At 30.5% G+C, this 19,379-nt stretch carries 13 protein-coding genes and 5 pseudogenes; 13 read left to right on the top strand and 5 right to left on the bottom strand.

Features of this window, described 5'->3' with window-relative positions; genetic code table 11:
- A partial coding sequence (locus JQ841_RS08975) for a zeta toxin family protein (protein WP_203180702.1) occupies positions 1-609 on the top strand: 609 nt, incomplete at its 5' end.
- 122 nt (positions 610-731) lie between these two features.
- On the opposite strand, the pseudogene JQ841_RS08970 reads toward JQ841_RS08975, so the two are convergent.
- Positions 732-1,085, bottom strand: a pseudogene (locus JQ841_RS08970) (IS3 family transposase); the annotation flags it as partial.
- On the opposite strand from JQ841_RS08970, the pseudogene crcB reads away from it, so the two are divergent.
- Positions 1,072-1,266: pseudogene (crcB, locus tag JQ841_RS08965) on the top strand (fluoride efflux transporter CrcB); the annotation flags it as partial. The pseudogenes JQ841_RS08970 and crcB overlap by 14 nt on opposite strands.
- Here crcB and JQ841_RS08960 read toward each other — a convergent pair.
- Positions 1,261-1,395 (bottom strand): annotated as a pseudogene (locus tag JQ841_RS08960) (helix-turn-helix domain-containing protein); the annotation flags it as partial. The pseudogenes crcB and JQ841_RS08960 overlap by 6 nt on opposite strands.
- Positions 1,396-2,008: 613 nt before the next feature.
- Between JQ841_RS08960 and JQ841_RS08955 the strand changes: the two are divergent.
- Positions 2,009-3,865 carry an AAA family ATPase gene (locus JQ841_RS08955; protein ID WP_203180701.1) on the top strand — a complete coding sequence of 619 codons (1,857 nt, stop codon included), beginning with the start codon at positions 2,009-2,011 and terminating at the stop codon, positions 3,863-3,865.
- Positions 3,866-4,277: 412 nt separating this feature from the next.
- Here JQ841_RS08955 and JQ841_RS08950 read toward each other — a convergent pair whose 3' ends face one another.
- On the bottom strand, positions 4,278-5,174 hold the full coding sequence (locus JQ841_RS08950; protein ID WP_203180700.1) for a tyrosine-type recombinase/integrase: 897 nt from the start codon (positions 5,172-5,174) through the stop codon (positions 4,278-4,280).
- A 97-nt stretch (positions 5,175-5,271) separates the two neighbouring features.
- Here JQ841_RS08950 and JQ841_RS08945 point away from each other — a divergent pair, with 97 nt between their 5' ends.
- The gene (locus JQ841_RS08945) at positions 5,272-6,519 is read left to right on the top strand and encodes a hypothetical protein (protein ID WP_049532746.1); all 1,248 of its coding nucleotides are present in this window, start codon (positions 5,272-5,274) and stop codon (positions 6,517-6,519) included.
- On the opposite strand, the gene JQ841_RS08940 is transcribed toward JQ841_RS08945, so the two are convergent.
- Entirely contained in the window at positions 6,520-7,098 is a 579-nt protein-coding gene (locus JQ841_RS08940; RefSeq protein ID WP_203180699.1) for a hypothetical protein, read from the bottom strand. It lies immediately after the preceding gene.
- A 436-nt stretch (positions 7,099-7,534) separates the two neighbouring features.
- Between JQ841_RS08940 and JQ841_RS08935 the strand changes: the two are divergent.
- The 3 genes and pseudogenes from JQ841_RS08935 to JQ841_RS08920 all read left to right on the top strand — a co-directional run.
- Positions 7,535-7,778 (top strand): annotated as a pseudogene (locus JQ841_RS08935) (XRE family transcriptional regulator); the annotation flags it as partial.
- 386 nt (positions 7,779-8,164) lie between these two features.
- Positions 8,165-11,119, top strand: coding sequence for a type 2 lanthipeptide synthetase LanM (gene lanM / locus JQ841_RS08925; RefSeq protein ID WP_203180698.1), 2,955 nt, complete (start codon positions 8,165-8,167; stop codon positions 11,117-11,119).
- A 291-nt stretch (positions 11,120-11,410) separates the two neighbouring features.
- The gene (locus JQ841_RS08920) at positions 11,411-13,537 is read left to right on the top strand and encodes a peptidase domain-containing ABC transporter (RefSeq protein WP_033680287.1); all 2,127 of its coding nucleotides are present in this window, start codon (positions 11,411-11,413) and stop codon (positions 13,535-13,537) included.
- 202 nt (positions 13,538-13,739) lie between these two features.
- Here JQ841_RS08920 and JQ841_RS10210 read toward each other — a convergent pair.
- Positions 13,740-14,271, bottom strand: a pseudogene (locus tag JQ841_RS10210) (IS66 family transposase); the annotation flags it as partial.
- 147 nt (positions 14,272-14,418) lie between these two features.
- Between JQ841_RS10210 and slmA (JQ841_RS08910) the strand changes: the two are divergent.
- The 6 genes from slmA (JQ841_RS08910) to JQ841_RS08890 all read left to right on the top strand — a co-directional run bounded on the left by slmA (JQ841_RS08910) (position 14,419) and on the right by JQ841_RS08890 (position 19,333).
- A complete protein-coding gene (slmA, locus tag JQ841_RS08910) occupies positions 14,419-14,601 on the top strand; it encodes a salivaricin M family lantibiotic (protein WP_001029875.1) in 183 nt (60 codons plus the stop codon).
- A 456-nt stretch (positions 14,602-15,057) separates the two neighbouring features.
- The gene (gene slmA, locus JQ841_RS10020) at positions 15,058-15,240 is read left to right on the top strand and encodes a salivaricin M family lantibiotic (RefSeq protein WP_000649491.1); all 183 of its coding nucleotides are present in this window, start codon (positions 15,058-15,060) and stop codon (positions 15,238-15,240) included.
- A 75-nt stretch (positions 15,241-15,315) separates the two neighbouring features.
- A complete protein-coding gene (gene slmA / locus JQ841_RS08905) occupies positions 15,316-15,492 on the top strand; it encodes a salivaricin M family lantibiotic (protein WP_203180697.1) in 177 nt (58 codons plus the stop codon).
- 407 nt (positions 15,493-15,899) lie between these two features.
- The gene (gene tnpA, locus JQ841_RS08900) at positions 15,900-16,310 is read left to right on the top strand and encodes an IS200/IS605 family transposase (RefSeq protein ID WP_235181563.1); all 411 of its coding nucleotides are present in this window, start codon (positions 15,900-15,902) and stop codon (positions 16,308-16,310) included.
- Positions 16,311-16,569: 259 nt separating this feature from the next.
- Positions 16,570-17,304: an ABC transporter ATP-binding protein gene (locus JQ841_RS08895; RefSeq protein WP_033680285.1), complete on the top strand. Its 735-nt coding sequence runs from the start codon at positions 16,570-16,572 to the stop codon at positions 17,302-17,304.
- 10 nt (positions 17,305-17,314) lie between these two features.
- A complete protein-coding gene (locus JQ841_RS08890) occupies positions 17,315-19,333 on the top strand; it encodes an FtsX-like permease family protein (protein WP_203180696.1) in 2,019 nt (672 codons plus the stop codon).
- Positions 19,334-19,379: the final 46 nt, after the last annotated feature.

Raw genomic sequence — 19,379 nt, 5'->3', positions numbered from 1 at the left:
GAATTTCAAGGAAATATTGTTATCATAGATGGTGATAGCTTTCGTTCTCAGCATCCACACTATTTAGAACTGCAGCAAGAATATGGCAAAGATAGTGTAGAATACACCAAAGATTTTGCAGGTAAAATGGTAGAGTCTTTAGTAACAGAATTGAGTAGTTTGGAATACAATCTTTTGATAGAGGGAACCTTACGAACAATTGATGTTCCAAAGAAAACAGCACAACTCTTGAAAAATAAGGGATATGAAGTACAATTAGCCTTAATTGCGACAAAGCCCGAATTGTCCTATCTGAGCACTCTTATCCGATACGAAGAACTGTACTCTATCAATCCAAATCAAGCACGCGCAACTCCAAAAGAACATCATGATTTCATTGTAAATCATCTAGTTGATAATACCCGACAGTTGGAAGAACTAGCTATCTTTGAAAGAATTCAAATTTATCAACGAGATAGAAGTTGTGTATATGATTCAGGAGAAAATACAACTTCAGCAGCAACTGTTCTTCATGACTTACTATTTGGAGAATGGAATCAAGTAGAGAAGGAGATGCTTAAATCAGGAGAAGAAAGATTGAGAGATTTAACGAATCGAAATGGTTGTTAGATCATGAGTTTTAAAATATAGTCTACTTATAACTTTTGTTAGTTGTTTGAGGTAGGCGAAAAGTTTTTAAAATCAAAAAAACGCATAGTATTGTACTGACCCCAAAAAGTTAGACAATTAATTTATACGAAGGATTTAGTTCTGTATTGCACAGGACTGAGTCCTTTTAGTTTTACCTTAATTCGTTTGTTATTATAATAATCAATATAGTTTACAATAGCTTGTTCCAATTGATTAAGTGATTTAAACGTCTTCTGGTAACCATAAAATATTTCCGATTTCAAAATGCCAAAGAAAGATTCCATCATGCCGTTGTCTGGGCTGTTACCTTTACGTGACATAGATGGCTGAATTCCCTTACTCTCTAAAAACCTGTGATAAAAATCGTGTTGATATTGCCAGCCGTGGTCACTATAGAGAATTATATTCTCGTAGTGCTTCTCTGTGAATGCCTGTTCCAACATCGTTTTTACTTGGTTACCAGCTAGTCCAGATTTTTCTTGAGGAACTCTTCTTGTCAACTATCTAGGAATTTTCTGCTTGGTTTATCTTGTCAAGGGTTATCTAGTTTACAAAGGAACCAGTAAAGGCTTGGTTTTATCACTGAGGACAGGCTTTTGTGGAGGTTTAACAACCTTTTCTAGTTTAATGCTTGATTTTTTTTGAAATCGTTGATGGAGCTTTTTCCATCTTCTCAGCGATGGAACGGAAAGTCTCCTGTTGGCTGATTCCAGTTTAGATGTCAATACGGTCTTCTAGAGTGAGATGTTTTTGTTTTTTCGTTATGATGTGCCTCCTCACGAAAAGTCTCAGAGTTAATTCTAGCATAATTCGTCGTCTGAGACTAACTTCCAGTTTTGGGAGAGAGGTGGAAGTTACTTTGAGAAGTTACGTATAATATCCTTAGAATAGACAAGTTTCGCTTCTTATTGTCTTCTTGTTATCATTATGTTATAATTATATTGTAAATATATTAGTTTTAAACAAAAGCCTCAGAACCCTCTGCAAAGCTTTTCAGGGCTATTTTTTATATTCATAAGCTAGCTAGTATTACCTATTTTGTATAAGTTCTGGTTATGGGTCGATAGAAAAGCAAAAGGAACTTTAAAATGTTGAAAGGATATATAAAAAATCTAGCTTGAACGTAGGACATACTCAATCAGAAGTTGCTGAGAAGTTAGGTGTAGCACAAGCTCAGTAGGTTAGGTTAGAAAATGGAGGAAGAAATCGAAAGGACGAAACATTAGAAAGAATGGCTGAAATCTTTGGAGTTAGCTTTTACTATTTTAAATGTAGTGATGATAATGTAGATATACTTAGAAAAGTAGAATTAACTGATAAACAAAAGTTAGAAATGTATTACTTAATAAAGAAGTATTTAAAAATGTGAGGTATTTATATGAAATCTGGTGTTATAAATTTAGTATCTTTTATAGAAAGTCAAACAGATGATGATATATTTCAATATTACAAGCAAATAAATCATATTGAAGAAGTTAATGATACTGAGATTGAAGCGATAAATAAAATTTTTGAAAAATTCAAAGAACTAGAACCTAGTTGTATGAATGGGGCATTTTCTGGATATTTTTTAGGTACTAAGTACACAGGAGTTGTTTCTGAAGAATTTGATATGTTGAGATTTTCTAATCAAAAAATCATCAATATTGAGTTAAAGAGTACACAGATTCCCGAAGATAGAATTCTTAGACAACTAAAAAGGCATTCTTACTTATTAAGTTCAATTTCTTCAGATATGGAAGTATCACTTTATACATTTGTATCAGAAACAGAAATATTATATAAATTTGACGAAGTAACCGAGAAACTTATTCCAATTTCTTTTGAACAATTGTTTGAAGATATACCGTTTGATTTCATTGAATATAATTACTTAGAAAGCTTAGTTGACACTTCGTTTATTATCTCACCTTATTCAGAACCAGATAGATTTTTCAGTAACCAATATTTTTTAAATAATGAACAGGAACAAGCAAAGAAAAAGTTAATCGAATCATCAAAAAGATATGTTGGTCTTAAAGGTGCTGCAGGTACAGGGAAGTCGTTAATACTATTTGATGTTGCTAAGGAACTTTCTAATAGTGGGAAAAAAGTTTTGTTTATTTTTTGCTCTGCAATTTATGATTTAGATACTATCCAGAAAATTAATGAGCAGTCTAATTTTCAATTTATTGATATTCGAGAATTCAACAATGTCTTGCTAAGTGATTATAATATTGTTATTATTGATGAAAGTCAAAGATTAAGACAGGAGCAATGGAATAAATTAGTAGAGATCGTAAAATCTGGAGAAATAAATAAATTGATTTTATCGGTTGACAATGCGCAAACACTACGTCCAGAGGAAAGAAATTTAGATATTCAGGGTATTTTGAGCGATGAAAAATATAAAAATGCAGTTGAGTATGTTGACTGTCTTACAGAGCGTGTGAGGACCGATATAGAACTATCTACTTTTATTAGAAAATTTTTTAATACGCAAGAAAAGGACCTACGTGTTTTAGATTTTCCAAATGTTAATGCTGTTTATTTTGAACATGAATACTCTGCAAGAGATTTTATTAAATCTTGCATAGAGAATGAGGGATATGTTTCTATAGAGATGCCTGAAAAAAGAGTGTGGTTGAGAGATGATCAAACAAGATTACCCAAATTTTTTGGAGACTCTTTAGATGGTTTTACGGTTATAGGAAGAGAGTATGATAAGGTTTTACTGCCACTGACTAATAGAGTAACTCATAATGTAGATGGGAAAATTGTCGTACCTGTTGAATGGGGATACAGTTATCTTGCTGAAAATGGATTGTTTCAAGCTATTACAAGAGTAAAAAAACAATTACTACTAGTTGTCATAAAAAATAAAGCGTTATTCAAGACAATACAGGAAATATTAACTTGGAAAGTATTTCGAGATACACAACGAACTGCTAAAAGAATACGTGCCATTAGAGAAGTACATTCACTTAATGTCGAAGATATTTCAGATGTCACAGGTATACCATGTAGCAAATATATTGAAATAGAAGATTCAGGTAAAATCAATAATATAAAATGGTTAAATAAATTGGCCAAATTTTATCAAGTATCACCACAATACTTCGAGGGAGAAGCATCAGAACTAGACTATAGCAAGATAGATTTAATTTATAAAAAGAGGTTAGAGGGACTTAGTAAAGAACAAAAGATCGAAATCGAACAGGATATAATTGATTATATAAACCGGTGGGGCCAATAAAAGTAATTTGTCAATTTTTTCTCTTTTGCTAATAATCTGCTTACAAAAATTAAACTTATTGTGATCCTTACTAGTAAGTAAAAGGATAGGTAAAAAGTCTTAAAAATCAGAAAAACGCATAGTATCAGATCTTGAAAAAATTTGATATTATGCGTTTTATTTTTGGGAAGATTTAGTTCATTTTATCCAGTAATTTTTTTAACAGATCTTTTTTGTTATATTTAAGGATATTTGAAGACTGTATTTTAGAAAGACAATCACAGAGCTCTTAATACGGAATATAGTATAAATGCTGATTCAAAGTGAAGTTTTCTATGTTTTTTGCTTTTGCTGAGTATAAAATCTATTAACTAAGATTGAACTATAAAAATCAACTTGAGATGAAGTGAATTGTAGACATTGGAGATGTCTCTTACTCGATTTCAGAATGAATCGCTGATACAGGATTAAAAGAACTAAGTATTTCTTTTTGTTTTGAATGAGATACATGAGTATAGATTTGTGTGACTGATATAGAACTGTGTCCAAGAATTTGTTGAATGTATCGAATATCTACATCATTATCCAGAAGCATTGTTGCAAAGCTATGTCTAAACATATGCGGTGTAATAGTTCTAGATAAGCTGTTTTGTTCAACGATTCTCTTTAAAACTAAACGTACACTTTGCTCTGACAATGGTTTAAGTGAATGTTTTCCTGGGAACAAGAAATCATTGGATTCATTTCTTGTTTTATTTATATATGTTTCTAATAAATTGAATGTTTTTTGATCTCCTAAAAATAGGATACGTTCTTTCTTACCCTTTCCTACAATATGGAGTGTTTTATTGGAAAGATTAATATCTTTGAGATGAATGTGGCAAAGTTCAGAAATTCTGATGCCTGTTGAAAGTAAAAGTGAAATAATTAGTAGATTTCTTTCAGCGTGTTGTTTTTGATAGTCAGTTTTAGATACAATTACTTTCTGTTCTAAATATATAAAAATGCTTTTCAGAATGTCATACGGAATCGTTTTAGGCAATACTTTTTCAGTTCTAAATTGAAAGCGCAATTGATTGAAGGGATTCTCTTCAATTATGTTCTGGTATTTTAGATAGTTATAAAACACCTTCATACAAGCAATTTTTCTTCTTAATGTATTCGTTTTTATGTTAGATTGTGTCAACTGTTCTATATAGGATTCGACATTATCATAGTCTGAGTTATAAAATTGCATAAGATCATTCTTATAAGCGCGAATCGTGTGCGAACTCAAACGCTTATGAGTTTTGCAATAATCTAAGTAAGTAGAAATAAGTTTATAATCCATAAAAATCTCCTTTATCAATAATAATCATGCTATTATAAACCTATTTGAGTGCTTTGTATAGTGATAATAAATTGTTATCGGTAGGAGAGGTAAAAAAATGACTAGTTGTTTTGTTGTAATGGGATTTAACACAAAAAAAATTCCAAATACAAATATTGAGGTTGATTTAAATGCTGTATACTCAAATATTATTAAACCTGTTATTTTAAATAAAGAGTTAACTTCAATTCATGGAGAGAATAGATTTAGAGCTGATGAGGTATATACAACTCAAAATATTACAAAAACATTTATTGAAGGTATATTCAAAGCTGATATTGTTATTGCTGACATTACTACGTTAAATCAAAATGCAATTTATGAATTAGGACTGCGCCATGCAATGAGACCTAAATCTACAATTATCCTATGTGATAATCATACTGCTAAAATTAATTTTTTTGATATTTCTCACCTACCTCAAATTAGATATGATTCTGACAAAGTGAATGAACTTGATGAAGTTGTTCGAGTGAAAGATATACTCACAGAGTACATTACTTCTGCAATAAATAGTGACGAAAGATTTATAGATAGTCCGGTATTTGAAAATAACTTATATACAATTGTCGAAAGAAATAATTCTATGGAGGAAAGTAATAATATTTCTATAGAAACATCTCAAAATTCCTTTATGGACCTAGCAAGAATAGCAAAAAAATTTAAAGATGCCGAAGAGTATGTAACAGCAGAAAATTTATATAAAGAACTTTTAGAAAAAGGGTATGTCGATGATGAAATTTTAGCGGGCTACTTATTATCAGCATATAAAAAAGATGAAAAATCCTTAGATAATTTGAGAGAAGCACAGAGAAAAATTAATACTTATCTTGATATAAACAACACTACTTACCATAAAATTTTAGGGATATATGGTGCGATATTTTTACGAATATTTTATATTACAAATGATAAAAGAGATTTATTGTCAGCTATAAATTACTATAGATTGGGTATGAATTTTGAAGATAACAATATATACTGTGCTAGAAATTATTGTGCTACGCTGTTAAAAATTGTAAGTGTTGAAACAGATACCGAAGTTTTAAAAGAACACTACTATACTGCAAAGTATACAGCAAAAATTATATTAGGTTCATTAGAAAATTTGATTAGAAAATCTAGTATGTATGATGATATCTGGTTACAATCTAACCGAGAAGAGCTTCTATATATTTCCGGAATTATTGAAACATTATCGGACAAAGTTTATGGCGAAACCAAGAGACAAAGTAATACTATAAATGAGGGAAGAAAGCTCTTAAGGGAAGATTTAGAAAGAATTAAGTTAAAACTTATGGACTAACTATTTATAACCTAATTCTCCCCCTTTGATGAATTCATATTTTTCTATAACCATTTGTTTCCATTTATCAAAACTTTTTCTAAACTCAGAGGATTCTACAAATTGAAGAATTTTTTCCTTTGAGTCTAAGGTAAATTCAGGTGATGTAATTGAGTATTCACCCTGATGTAAAATACCTTCTCTTGTCAATTTTTCCTGAGGAATTGTCAATATAGGCAGATCAAAAGTTAATGCTAATATTCCTTCAATCTGACAATACACACTAGTAATCCACTTATTTTCTAAGTGGATTTCTTTTGATTCGAAAAATCTAGGATTATCCTCAGCATCTTTTTTACGAATTCCTTCAGATATATATGTTTGACCAACTGCTAAAATAACCATGCCATAGCTTCTTTGTATCATCTCACGTAGTGATACCATAACTTCATATGGAGTATATTCTGCAGCTTGTAATGTAATACATTCGAAATTATGTCTTTTTAATAACGATACAATTTTATTGATAAAAAAATCTTGGTTTTCAGTAAACGGATTAGGTCTACTCAAAAAAATTTTTATTTTATCACTATTTCCCATAAATTTCTCCTACCGATAACAATTTATTATCACTAGTATACCATAAATTCATCTTCAGTAGCTTGAATTGTATAATGAATTTTTACTTAACATTAAATAGCAAACTCTGATATTGGTCAACTATAGCTTAAAACACTGTTTTGAAATTATATCTAATACTTTTGAGTAAATTACAAACTTACAACAACGAGATATTTATATAGTCTGAAGAAAATAAGTACAAATTTATTAGAAAATCGAGATTTCATAGGATTAGCACGAAAAATTTCAATTTTATAACTATATCCTCTAATGAATTTGAATCAGTCTTTTTTAAAATTCTAAATGATATGATAGTATTTTCAAGTAAAAAGAAATTGCCCTGATTAGAGACCATATCAAATCTTTACGAAAGATACATGACATGACACAACCAGAATTTGCATGAATTGGGGGTATTTCACGTAATAGCCTTAGTAGTTACTAGAACGGTACAAGTCCACTTTCAACTGAGCTGATAGATGCTATTTGATAGAAGTTCAACGTATCCTATGTCGATATTGTGGGGAAAGAAGAAATGTTGAATCCAGTTGAAGATTATGAATTAACTTTAAAAATGGAGATTGTCAAGAAATGTGGAACAAAGTCTCCTATCTTGTCTCTATCGTTATCAAGACATTCCCTTTGATGATGAGAGAAATGATGAGTTAGTTCATGAACTGACAGAGTCTGAGTTGAGAATCAATGTTTTGTGAGAAAGAATATCAATATTAAATCAAGTAGCAGAATATTTACTGCTTTCAGTTGAAAACAAGCAAGAATCGAAGTTGAAGCTTTCAAAATTGAATATACCTGAGAAAATTGGCATTGATGTTGTTGAAAAGGAGTTGAATAAATTAGGTATCCAGATATAATTAGAAAGCGATAGATATGAAAAAATTGTATTTAAGATGAATAGGTTTATAAATCAATTAAATAAAGAAAAGTTTGTATATCAAAAGAGGAGAGATATTTAAAAAGTGCATATATTACTCATTTAAAATATTTTAAAATATGTTAACATTATGGAAGCAAGGAGGAATTTATTATGTCTAATATATCTAAAAAATGGCTGAAATTATTTAGTGATAATATTAGTGATGAGGAACAGTTGGATCGGTTTTTGACTTCTAATACAGAAAATAATCTCCAAGAGTGGGAGAGGAAACATAAACAGTATGAACAACTAGGGAGAGAATACATTGCTCAACAACTGAGTGATAATTCTTGGAAATCATACGAAACTAGTGAAAATTTAAAAACTAGAATTCATTGGTTATCTTTATATAAGCCACTTTGTTACAAGTATATAAATAGACTATCTATGTACTTAAATAGCATAGTTTCTGTTGAGAATAAAGAAAAGTTTTTGATTGAAATAGAGTCAATGTTTTTTGAAATGTGTATGAATATTAGTTATCGTACTGTTGTATTAGAAATTAATGATTTAAGACGTTCATCACGTTTAATAGGAGATGATTCTGAAAAACGTTACAATTTTTTTATAGACACTTTATTAAAAAGCAGAGATTATATATTGGAGTTTTATCAGAAATATCCAGTATTGTATGAATTATTAGATAGGAAACTTTTAAATATATCTGATTATGTGAAAGAAATAATTACAAATTTTGAAATGAATTTATCAGATATAGAAAAATATTTTGGATTTGAAAATTTAAAATTATCCAATATAAAATTTAGTGCAGGAGATACTCATTCTAACGGTAAGAGTGTTTGTATTTTAGAACTGAATAATAAGAGGAAGATAGTTTATAAACCAAGAAATATGTCTGTAGACGTCAACTTAGATTTATTTTCTAAAGAATTTGCATCACAATTCAGTCTACCAAATGTTTTATTTCTTCCTCGAACACTTAGTAAAAGTAGTTATAGTTTTGTCGAATTTGTAGAAGTAAAAGAATGTAACTCACGTCATGATGTAGAAATGTACTATGAAAACATAGGAATGCTTTTGGCTTTTTTGCATATATTTGGTGCAAAAGACTATCATGGCGAGAATATTTTATCGTGTGAATCATATCCGTACTTAATTGATAATGAAACTATTTTACATTTTAGTGAGAATGAAAGTATAGATTCTAGTATCCAGAGAATGTATGATGTAGTAACTGACTCTGTTTATAGCGTGGGTATCTTACCTATGACTCTCTATTCTGTAAATAATGATAAAGGAATGGAAATTGGAGCATTAAATTCAGGAGAAAAAAGGGAATCTCCTTACCAAACACATCAATTAACTAATATTGGTACAGATGAAATTAGAATTGAGAAGGTATTTAAGGAGATAGAAGATTTCCCAAGTACTGTAAGATATATGGGGAAGACTGTATCGTGTAAAGAATATAGAGAAAATGTTTTGTATGGATTTGAATTAATTTACAGGATCATTCTAAAAAATAGGAACAAAGTTCAAAAAATGATTATGAAATACTTTGAAAATTGTGAGACAAGATATATTTATAGAAATACAAATATATATATTCAGTTTTTAGAAACAAGCCATCATCCAGATTTATTAAGAAATAAATATGATTTCGAAATGTATATGCTTAGAATGTTAGAATATGGTAATGTTGACAATGAGTTTGATAAAAGTATGATTAAAGATGAAATTAATCAACTTAAAAAAGGAGATGTACCAATTTTTTACACTAGTTCATCTAGTAATGAGATTTATAATGGACTTCATTCTCGAATATATTCTTTGGAGGGAGATAGCATCATTAAAAATGTATCAAAGAGAATATGTAGTCTATCAGAAGAAAATTTGCTTCGTCAACAAAGAATTATAAATATGGCTTTTATGGGAAGCGAATTATTTATAAAAAATAAGAAACTTAAAGGAAGAAAGCTATTAAAAAAATTAAGTTCAAATATTATTGAACGTATTTTATCTGCGAAACTAGAATTCAATGATGAAATTAGTTGGTTAAATATGTTGGCAATGAATAAAAATTATGAAATTTCACCAATGGATTATAATTTATATGGTGGTACATCAGGTATGATTTTAGGAATTAGTAGTATACAGGATGACAGACTAGAATCAATTTTACGAGGTGTTATAGACTATACCAATAATTACATTGAAAGTTGTCAAGGGAATTTCCCTCTTTCTAAATTAGGAGCTTTTACTGGTATTTACGGCTATTTGTATGTTACATGTGTGCTAAGACAGAAAGGAATAAAGACAGTTGACAATTCAGAAGAGTTTATATATAACATCTTGCTATCCACGTATAATGATGTTAGAAAATTTGATAATCTAGATATTATAGGGGGGCTTGCAGGAATTCTGGCTGTACTTCTAAAAATCGAAGAAGTTATGGTGCATAGTTCTAAAGTTGTACAATTAGCACATGTGATGTCTGAAGAAATTGTAGAGAAATTAATTGAAGTATATAAGAAACAAGGATATTGGATGGAAAATGACCCAGGATATGCACATGGAAACTATGGAGTTATTACACAATTGTTCAAATATTCTAAATTGTGTAATGAAGAATCGATAGAGAAGAATAACATAATATTTTGCATACAAGATTATTTGAATAAAGAGCGTTCGCAGTTAAAAACGGATAAGATTGTACCTTTAAGAAAAAATGCTAAGTACTATTCTTGGTGTAATGGAATTGTAGGAATCGTACAGGCTAAACACTATCTCATGGTAAATGAATTTCCAGATCAATATTTAGAAGAAGAAGTCCGATATTATGTAACTGAAATATTGAATCAAAGATTAAATATAGAAAATTCTATCTGTCATGGTAATGTAGGCAATTTGACAATTATTTCTTCTATTATAGGAGATAATTCTGAAATAAATAAAAAAATATTGTCCGAGAGTGAATTATATCTGCTGGATAAATTAACTTATGATTGTGATGATTGGGGAATTCTTACAGGAGAACTGGGAATATTAATGGCTAATTATGAGACTGGAAGAGCAATGCTGAACAATGTACTACTTCTAAACTAAAATTGAGGTAGAGGGGCGTAAAACCTCTCACGATGAGTGAGTATTTTCGAATAGTTTGATATGATCTTCTGACTGTTGTATAATTCTCCAAAAATATCTTATCGTCAATACAGAAGTTATACGGCGTATGTAACTGAGTGACTAACAGTTTTATAAGTTTTAGGATTCGAAAGTCGAAGAACTAACTCATAGTTATTTCTTCGACTCTGTCATGCCAATAAAATTTTAAATAATTGAATTAAAAATTGATATTTTAGAATTCTTATTATTTTATATTAATAGGAGATGAGTATGAAAAATAAAGTTCCTTTTATTGAACAACATCAAAAAACGGAGTGTGGTTTATGTTGTGTTGCGATGGTATCAAGCTATTATAATCATGAAATCTCTGTAAAAGATTTAAGAAGTATTAAAGAAACAGGTAGAGATGGTACAAGTTTTCAGAATTTAATTGAACTTTTAGAGGGGATGGGATTTGTTATTAAATCATTTCGTTTCCCAAAAGATAGAATGGATACTTTCAAAAAGATAAAAACTCCAGCTATTGCATTATGGGAAAGTAAACATTTTATTGTAATAGAGAGAGTAACATCTAAGTTTGTATGGGTAGCTGACCCAGAACTTGGGAAATTAAAGTATAGTTTCAGTGAATTCTCCGAAGGATTCTCGGAATATCTTATTAGTGTTATGAGTAGTGATAAAGTAACAAAACAAAAATCTAGGGAGAATTATAGTATAGTTTATAGACAATTATGGCAGTCTTGGAATTATTTTATACCACTATTGTTAGTGACATTAGCAAGTTATACAGTTAGTTTTGTTTTACCAATTTGGTTGCAACAAGTTTTCAATCAAGTTTCTACAGGAGTTAGTATAAACCAATCGAATATTGTCATTAATTTCGTTATATTTACATTTCTATATTTTGCAATTATGTTTGGACAACGCTATCTTTCTATTAATTTGACAAATGATATAGATAAAAGGTTGAATATTAATGTGATCAGAAGTTTATTTAGGCTACCATATAAATTCTTTTCTACGAGAAGCAGTGGCGATTTAATTTATTCTATAAATGGTTTGACAAGAATTAGACAGTTATTCACTAATCAAGTAGTTCTAGGTGTGTTGGATGTTGGATTGGGAGTTTTTATCCTAATTTATTTCTCATACATAAATTTTTCTATTGCAGTCTTAGCATTATTACTACTGTTAATAAATTTATTATTGTTGCTAGTTACTAGACAGAACATCGAACAAAAGAATAAATCATTTGTAATTTCCCAAAACAATCTTCAGAATAAACAAATTGAGATGATCTATTCTATGATGGGAATAAAAATGGAAGGTTTTGAAGAACAAACATATAAGCAGTGGAAGGAATATTTCGATAAATGTTTACATAGATATAAATACAGTGAGATGTTTTCAGGATTGGTAAATTCATTATTTACAATAATCACTTTTATATCACCGTTTATTTTATTAATAGTTACATTATTGCCACACCCTCAATTAGAAAATCCATTAGGGGGGATGTTTGTGATATACTCTTTATCAACTGTATTGTTTAGTAAAGTGAATAGTATCTTTGATACTATTGTAGCATTTTATAATAGTAAGACGTTTTTATCTCGTATTGTAGAAATTTTAGAGGAGGAACACGAAGTAAATGGCAATATTAAACATGATTTGAATGGATCTATTTCACTAAAAAATGTATCATTTTCATATACTAAAGACAGTAAAAGAGTTTTATCGAATATTAATATTGAAATTCATAAAGGAGAAAAAATAGCAATCGTAGGTACATCAGGTTCTGGGAAAAGCACACTTTCAAAATTGTTGATAGGCTTATTTCCTGCAACTACTGGAAAAATTTTCTTTGATAACTTTGAATATTATAGTCTAGATAAACAGTATTTAAGACAACAAATTGGTATTGTTCCACAAGATATGACACTCTTTAATAAGACGATATTTGAAAATATCGCTGGAAGTTCGTCTGTATCACAAGAAAAAATGGAAGAAGTGTGTAAGTTGGTGAATATTCATGATGATATTATGGAGATGCCTATGGGGTACAATACGTTAGTATCAGAGATGGGGATGAATTTATCTGGAGGTCAAAGGCAGAGAATAATCTTAGCTCGAGCACTTATAAAAAAACCTAAAATAATATTATTGGATGAGGCAACAAGTTATTTAGACAATGTTAATGAGAAAGAAATTATGCAAAAATTTAAAGAACAGAACATTACGATTGTGGTAATTGCACATCGGCTATCTACAATTATTGATTCAGATAAAATTTTTGTGATGGAAAAAGGAAAAATTATAGAGCAGGGAAACCATCAAGAATTACTTCAAGGAGAAAGAGGACTTTATCGAAAATTATATCAATTAGATAATTCATAGCTTTTATTGATATAAAGTTATTATTGAGTAGACAAATAGAGAAATCAGCTATAATTCATATTTAGATAACTTTAGCTGGATTTTACTATTAATTTTATAATAGTTGAATTTATGTTATTATAGTGTAATCGTCCAATAACGAAGTATATTAAAAAATCTCCAGACTAGAGAACTCACTGATAGTTCCTAATCTGGAGATTTCTTATTTGCACTTTTCTGGTACAACTTTTGTCCATGGTAAATAATCCTCTAAAAGCTCTTTGTTTACGAGATTCTACTCATTTAGAAGACATTCTAGAAGATAGGATATATATATTTCTCACTATTTAATTGATGGCGTTTAGCTGTTTCCAACAAGCTCATAATAAAAGCTGTTGTTTTAGCTCCTTCAAAACTTTGAGAAAACAACCAATTTTTACGTACCATAACCAATAATTTAATGGCGTGATCAGCTAGATTATTGGAAAGGACGAGATGTCTGTCTTTCCAGATTATCTTAAAGGTTTCTTCATACTTGAGACTGTATTCAATTGCCCGTCCTAGTTTTGAACCAGGTAAAATTGACTGCCGTAGGCACCAAGCAAAGAAGTATTCCATTAAGGGTTGGAGATCTTCTTGACGTTTCTGTAAGCGTTCATCAACTGACAAGTCTTCCCAGTCTCTCTAAAGAAAATAACTGAATTACAATAAGCTAAACCTTTAGCACCTAACGATGATTTATCTGCCTGCTTAGAGTTTTTAGTTTTAAAAAATTTTAAAAAATATAGTTAATTTGAGAAACTTACAACTTTTGCACGATTTACTCATTACGTAGTTAAGATTAAGTTGTATACTAATTATTGTAAAGATGATCATCTAAAGAAAAAAGGAGGAATAAGCCTATGGCAAAGGATGCTGAACGTCCAGTGATTGATTCTCTAGACTTTGAAGTTGCCAATCAAGAACTTGCTGGGAAATCAGGTTCTGGTTGGTTTACAGCGATTCAGTTGACATTAGCAGGCCGTTGTGGGAACTGGTTTACTGGTTCGTTTGAATGCACAAGTAATAATGTCAAATGTGGATAAATTTTAGTGTTATGCTTGCTCAATAATATCTGTACTAATCTTTAGTTACTTATAAATTGAAATTAAAATGTGTTGTTAAATCATCTTGAGGATGATATGTTAAAAATGTAAATCATATTTATCTCAATAGAAAATTCGTACATTATATTGGGCAAGTTTATACACTGGTACTAATTAAATTTCTATTTTCAATACAAAGAAATACTAGCTCTATATAACAAAAATAATTTACAGTATTTTAAAATAAGATGTGAACAAACCGATTGGGAAAGTTAAATTAATTGCTAAAAATATTTTAGTAGCTGGAGTGTATTATTCTAGTTTCAATCCACTATAATAACGTACGTAATTTGTTTATGTGAACCAAAGAGTTTCCTGGTGGGAAATAGGATTTAATTGAATATTTGAAAGCTGATTATTGTTGATAGTAATAAGGGAGAATTATGAGGTGAAACTATGAAATGTGATGAATTCAAAAATGAAATTGATACACTTGAATTTGAAGTTAGTAACCAAGAGATTGCTGGTAAATCGGGGTCGGGTGGATGGTATACTGCTTTTAAATTGACACTAGCTGGAAGATGTGGTCTATGCTTCACATGTTCTTATGAGTGTACTAGTAATAATGTTCACTGTTAGAAACTAAACATAGATGTTCCTTTATTTTTTATTGACAATATACAATAAAAATGATATATTGAAAGAGGTAATGTAATGAAAGAAGAAGATCACGGTATTGATACTTTGGATTACGAAATTAATCACCAAGAACTTGGTGGGAAATCTGCTGCAGGTTTGTATACTGCTATTATTTTGACCCTTCATGGTCATTGCGGATGGGTAGTTACATATTCCTTTGAATGTAGTGCACCACATGTAAGTTGTGGTTAAAAGAGGTGAATTGTACCTTAAAGGAGGATAGAATGGAAGGAATTATTGGAACGCTTGAATTTTATGCTCCTGTACTTGTATTAGGAGTATTCATCATTGGTATTGTCTACTTTATGAAAAGACGTAATGATAAAAAATAGTGGATAGATTGGTTTTATCACTATAATTTCTAACCAATGCTCTTGAGGAGTATTGGTTTTTATTATGTGACTTTCAGTCCGTCTCGCTCCTCTAGGTGCGAGACAAACAAACCACTCGCTGTGCGGGTGCGCGTCGAAGGTTATACCCCAAAAAACTCCAAACGCGATACAATAAAGGTGTTCAAGCCAATTGTAAAGCGAAAGGAGAAAAATATGGCACAAAAGGCACATAGTTTATGACATACAAAGTGGCACTGTAAGTATCACATTGTGTTCACCCCTAAGTATAGACGAAATGTTATCTATAATCAATATCGAAGCAGTTTGGGAGAAATATTCCACCGATTATGTAGTTATAAAGGTATTGAAATTATCGAGGGTTACCTAATGCCAGACTATGTACATATGTTAGTCAGTATTTCACCGAGGATAAGTGTCGCAAGTTTCGTGGAATATTTAAAAGGTAAAAATACACTCATGATGTTTGATAAACACGCTAATCTCAAGTATAAGTTTGGGAATCGGCATTTTTGGGCGGAAGGTTATTATGTGAGTACGGTTGGACTCAATGAAGCCACAATTAAGAAATATATTCAAGAACAGGAAAAGCATGATATAGCACTAGATAAATTAAGTGTAAAAGAATATGAGGATCCCTTTAGGGATAGTGGTAAGTAATACTAAAGCCTCTTTAAGAGGCAAGTGACGAGTCAAGAGCAATAAGACTTGAACAACGTGAAAGCCAGCGTCTTTAGGCGCTGGCTGGTAATTTGGGCTTATAGCCCTGGTCCAAACCACCCGTTAGACGGGTGGTCATGATTGTGCCCTAGAAAAAGACAAGAAGCCTAAATTACGACTCAATTCTGCACGAAATACTCATGAAATAGATTTTTCTACAAGCTATAATAATTATATAAAAGAAATGGAGGAAACGATAATGCCACAACTAGTAGTAACAGGATTAAATAAGACATTTGGAGAAGGCGAAAGTTTAGTCCATGCCTTATCTGATATTTACCTTTCAGTAAATAAGGGTGAATTTTTAGCCATTATGGGGGCTAGTGGTAGTGGAAAGACAACTTTATTGAATTGTATATCCACTATTGATAAACCTGATTCGGGCAGTATTGTTTTTGAAGATTTTGATATGATTCAAGCAAAAGAAAGCCAATTAGCCGATTATCGCGCTAAGAATATCTCTTATATTTTTCAATCTTATAATCTTGTAGAGACCTTAACAGTTTATGAAAACGTAATTTTACCACTTCAAATTCAAGGAAAATCCATTAGAAAATATCAAAAGAAAATTAATGATGTTTTGGGTAAATTAGCTATTCAAAATTTAAAAAATAAATTTCCAAATCAATTATCAGGTGGGCAACGTCAACGTGTCGCAACAGCTAGAGCGTTAATAGATGATTCCAAACTCTTGATTGCAGATGAACCGACAGGAGCTCTTGACTCTGCTAACTCAGAAAATCTCATGTCCCTCTTACAAGAAATTAATCGAATGTTTGAAATAACTATTCTACTTGTTACTCACGATCCTGCTGCTGCTAAATATTCGTCTCGAATGGTTCTTCTCAGTGATGGACAGATTGTCGATGATATTGAGCGGAATGGACTATCAAACGAATTATACCTAGAAGAAATATACAGACGAACAAGATAGGAGGGGAGCTATGTACCCAAAGTTAATTTTACGCAATGTATTTAGAAACTTACAAACCTATACGATTTATTTTTTAAGTCTTGCTTTGATTTATAGTCTTTTGTACGCCTTTAATGCTCTTCCAAGTCATCCTGTCATGCAGAGCTTATCGGGTGCGAAAGAAATGTTGACGACAATCATGAGCCAGTACATGGGACTTATTTCATATTTGATACTCGGTACTGTCGCCTTTCTTATTGTTTACTCTACAAATTTTGTTTTAGGAAGACGACAAAAAGAGCTCGGGTTATATTCAACACTTGGAATGAAAAAATATCAAATTATTGGAACGCTATTCTTTGAAACGATGTTAGTAAATATCTTTGCTTTAGTTCTAGGATTTACTTTTGGGCTAATCTTACTTATTTTACTTGCTCACATTGCTTCTGAGTTTTTTATGGCAAATTATTTTGGAAATCTATTCTTTTTAGATCTTAAGTCACTCTCTCTGTTGGGCTATTCCTATGTGGTAACTAGTTTAATAGTTGGTTTAATGGACATTTTGAAATTTAGAAAGAAAACAATCATTAGCTTAATTCAAGAAAACGGCATTGAAAAATCACGAATTATTAAAGAAAATTCTATTTTACAATTGTTAATTTTCATTATTTCAAGTATTGTTATCATCTCTGGTAGTATTTATTTTTCTGATTATCATCACTTATCCATTTTGAAAAACTGGGGAGTTTTATTAGTATCGATTTTAGTTATCTTTGTCATTTTATTTTACAACACCTTAAGTAATTTCTTACTTGGAGTTGTTAAGAGAGTATCTTCCTTCTATTATAATAAATTAAACTCATTTAAAATCCGCCAATTTTCCAAACAAGCGGACAGCAATTCTGTAACGCTAGCAGTACTATCTATGACCTTGACTCTGGCTCTTAGTTTACTAGTGTTTGGTGGCAGTTCATACACAACCATGAACCATGAGTTGAATCGTTACGCCCCTTATGATTTACAAGTCAATTTATATAGAGGTAATGAGTTTCATTATGGAAACGAGAGTGTAAAAGATAGATTACAAGCAGGCGGCTTTGATTTTGATGTCGTAAAAGATGAATATATTTATTCAACTTTTACGAGTGATTTGACTTATAAAGATATAATAGATACTAGTCAGTTATGGGAGCACGATAAAGGGTTACCTGATTCAAAAGTCCGTATTTTAGGGATTTCAGCTTATAATCATCTAAGAAAACTACAAGGCAAAAAAGATATTAACTTAGCTGATGATGGCTATCTAATAAATGCAAATTACAAAGGAACTATTAAACAAATCCAAGAATTTTTACTACAAAAGAAAGACTTATCGATTGGCGGTTATTCTTTAAAACTGGCATCGTCCCAACCATTAGATACTGTTTATTTTCTTTCTTCAGTAGGATTAAATGATTCGGGAACTCTTATTGTACCAGATAAAGTTATTAAAGAATTGAACGAAGACTTTACAACTTATGTGGTTAAATATAAAGAAAATATTGATAAAAGAAAAATTGAAACGTTTTTGAAAGAGTGGGTTGATAAGCATTACTTTACGTTGGATGGTGCAGAATTAAATGACTTCACTTATCAAAGTAAGGTGAGATTATCTGAGCTTTATATAGGATTTATGGGAGTCATTGTACTAGTATTGATATTTATTAGTGTTGTGTTTATTATTATTTCACTTAGCATTTTATCTCTACAAATCTCAACTAGTGCACTAGACAGCATTAATGATTATCGTATCTTATATCTATTGGGAAATAAGAAAAAACAAAATAAGAAAATACTTATTCATCAAATTATAAGTTACTTCTTTGTTCCCTTGCTACTTGCTGTTCCATTAGCGGTTTCTCTAAGCAAGTCCTTATTAGGTTACTTTGAAAACTTTGCCAATACAACTATCACAATTGATGTGACCTATCTAGGAATGGCAGCTCTCCTCTTTCTAATTTACTTAGTTATAACTTATAAAGTAAGTTGGCATATTCTCGATAAAAATTAGCATAAAACTAGGATACTGTTAAATAGTATTCTAGTTTTATGCTATA

The sequence above is a fragment of the Streptococcus mitis genome (assembly GCF_905187535.1).
Classification (GTDB): Bacteria; Bacillota; Bacilli; order Lactobacillales; family Streptococcaceae; genus Streptococcus; species Streptococcus mitis_BS.
Note: the sequence above shows the minus strand (reverse complement) of the source record. Positions and strands in the feature narration are given on the sequence as shown.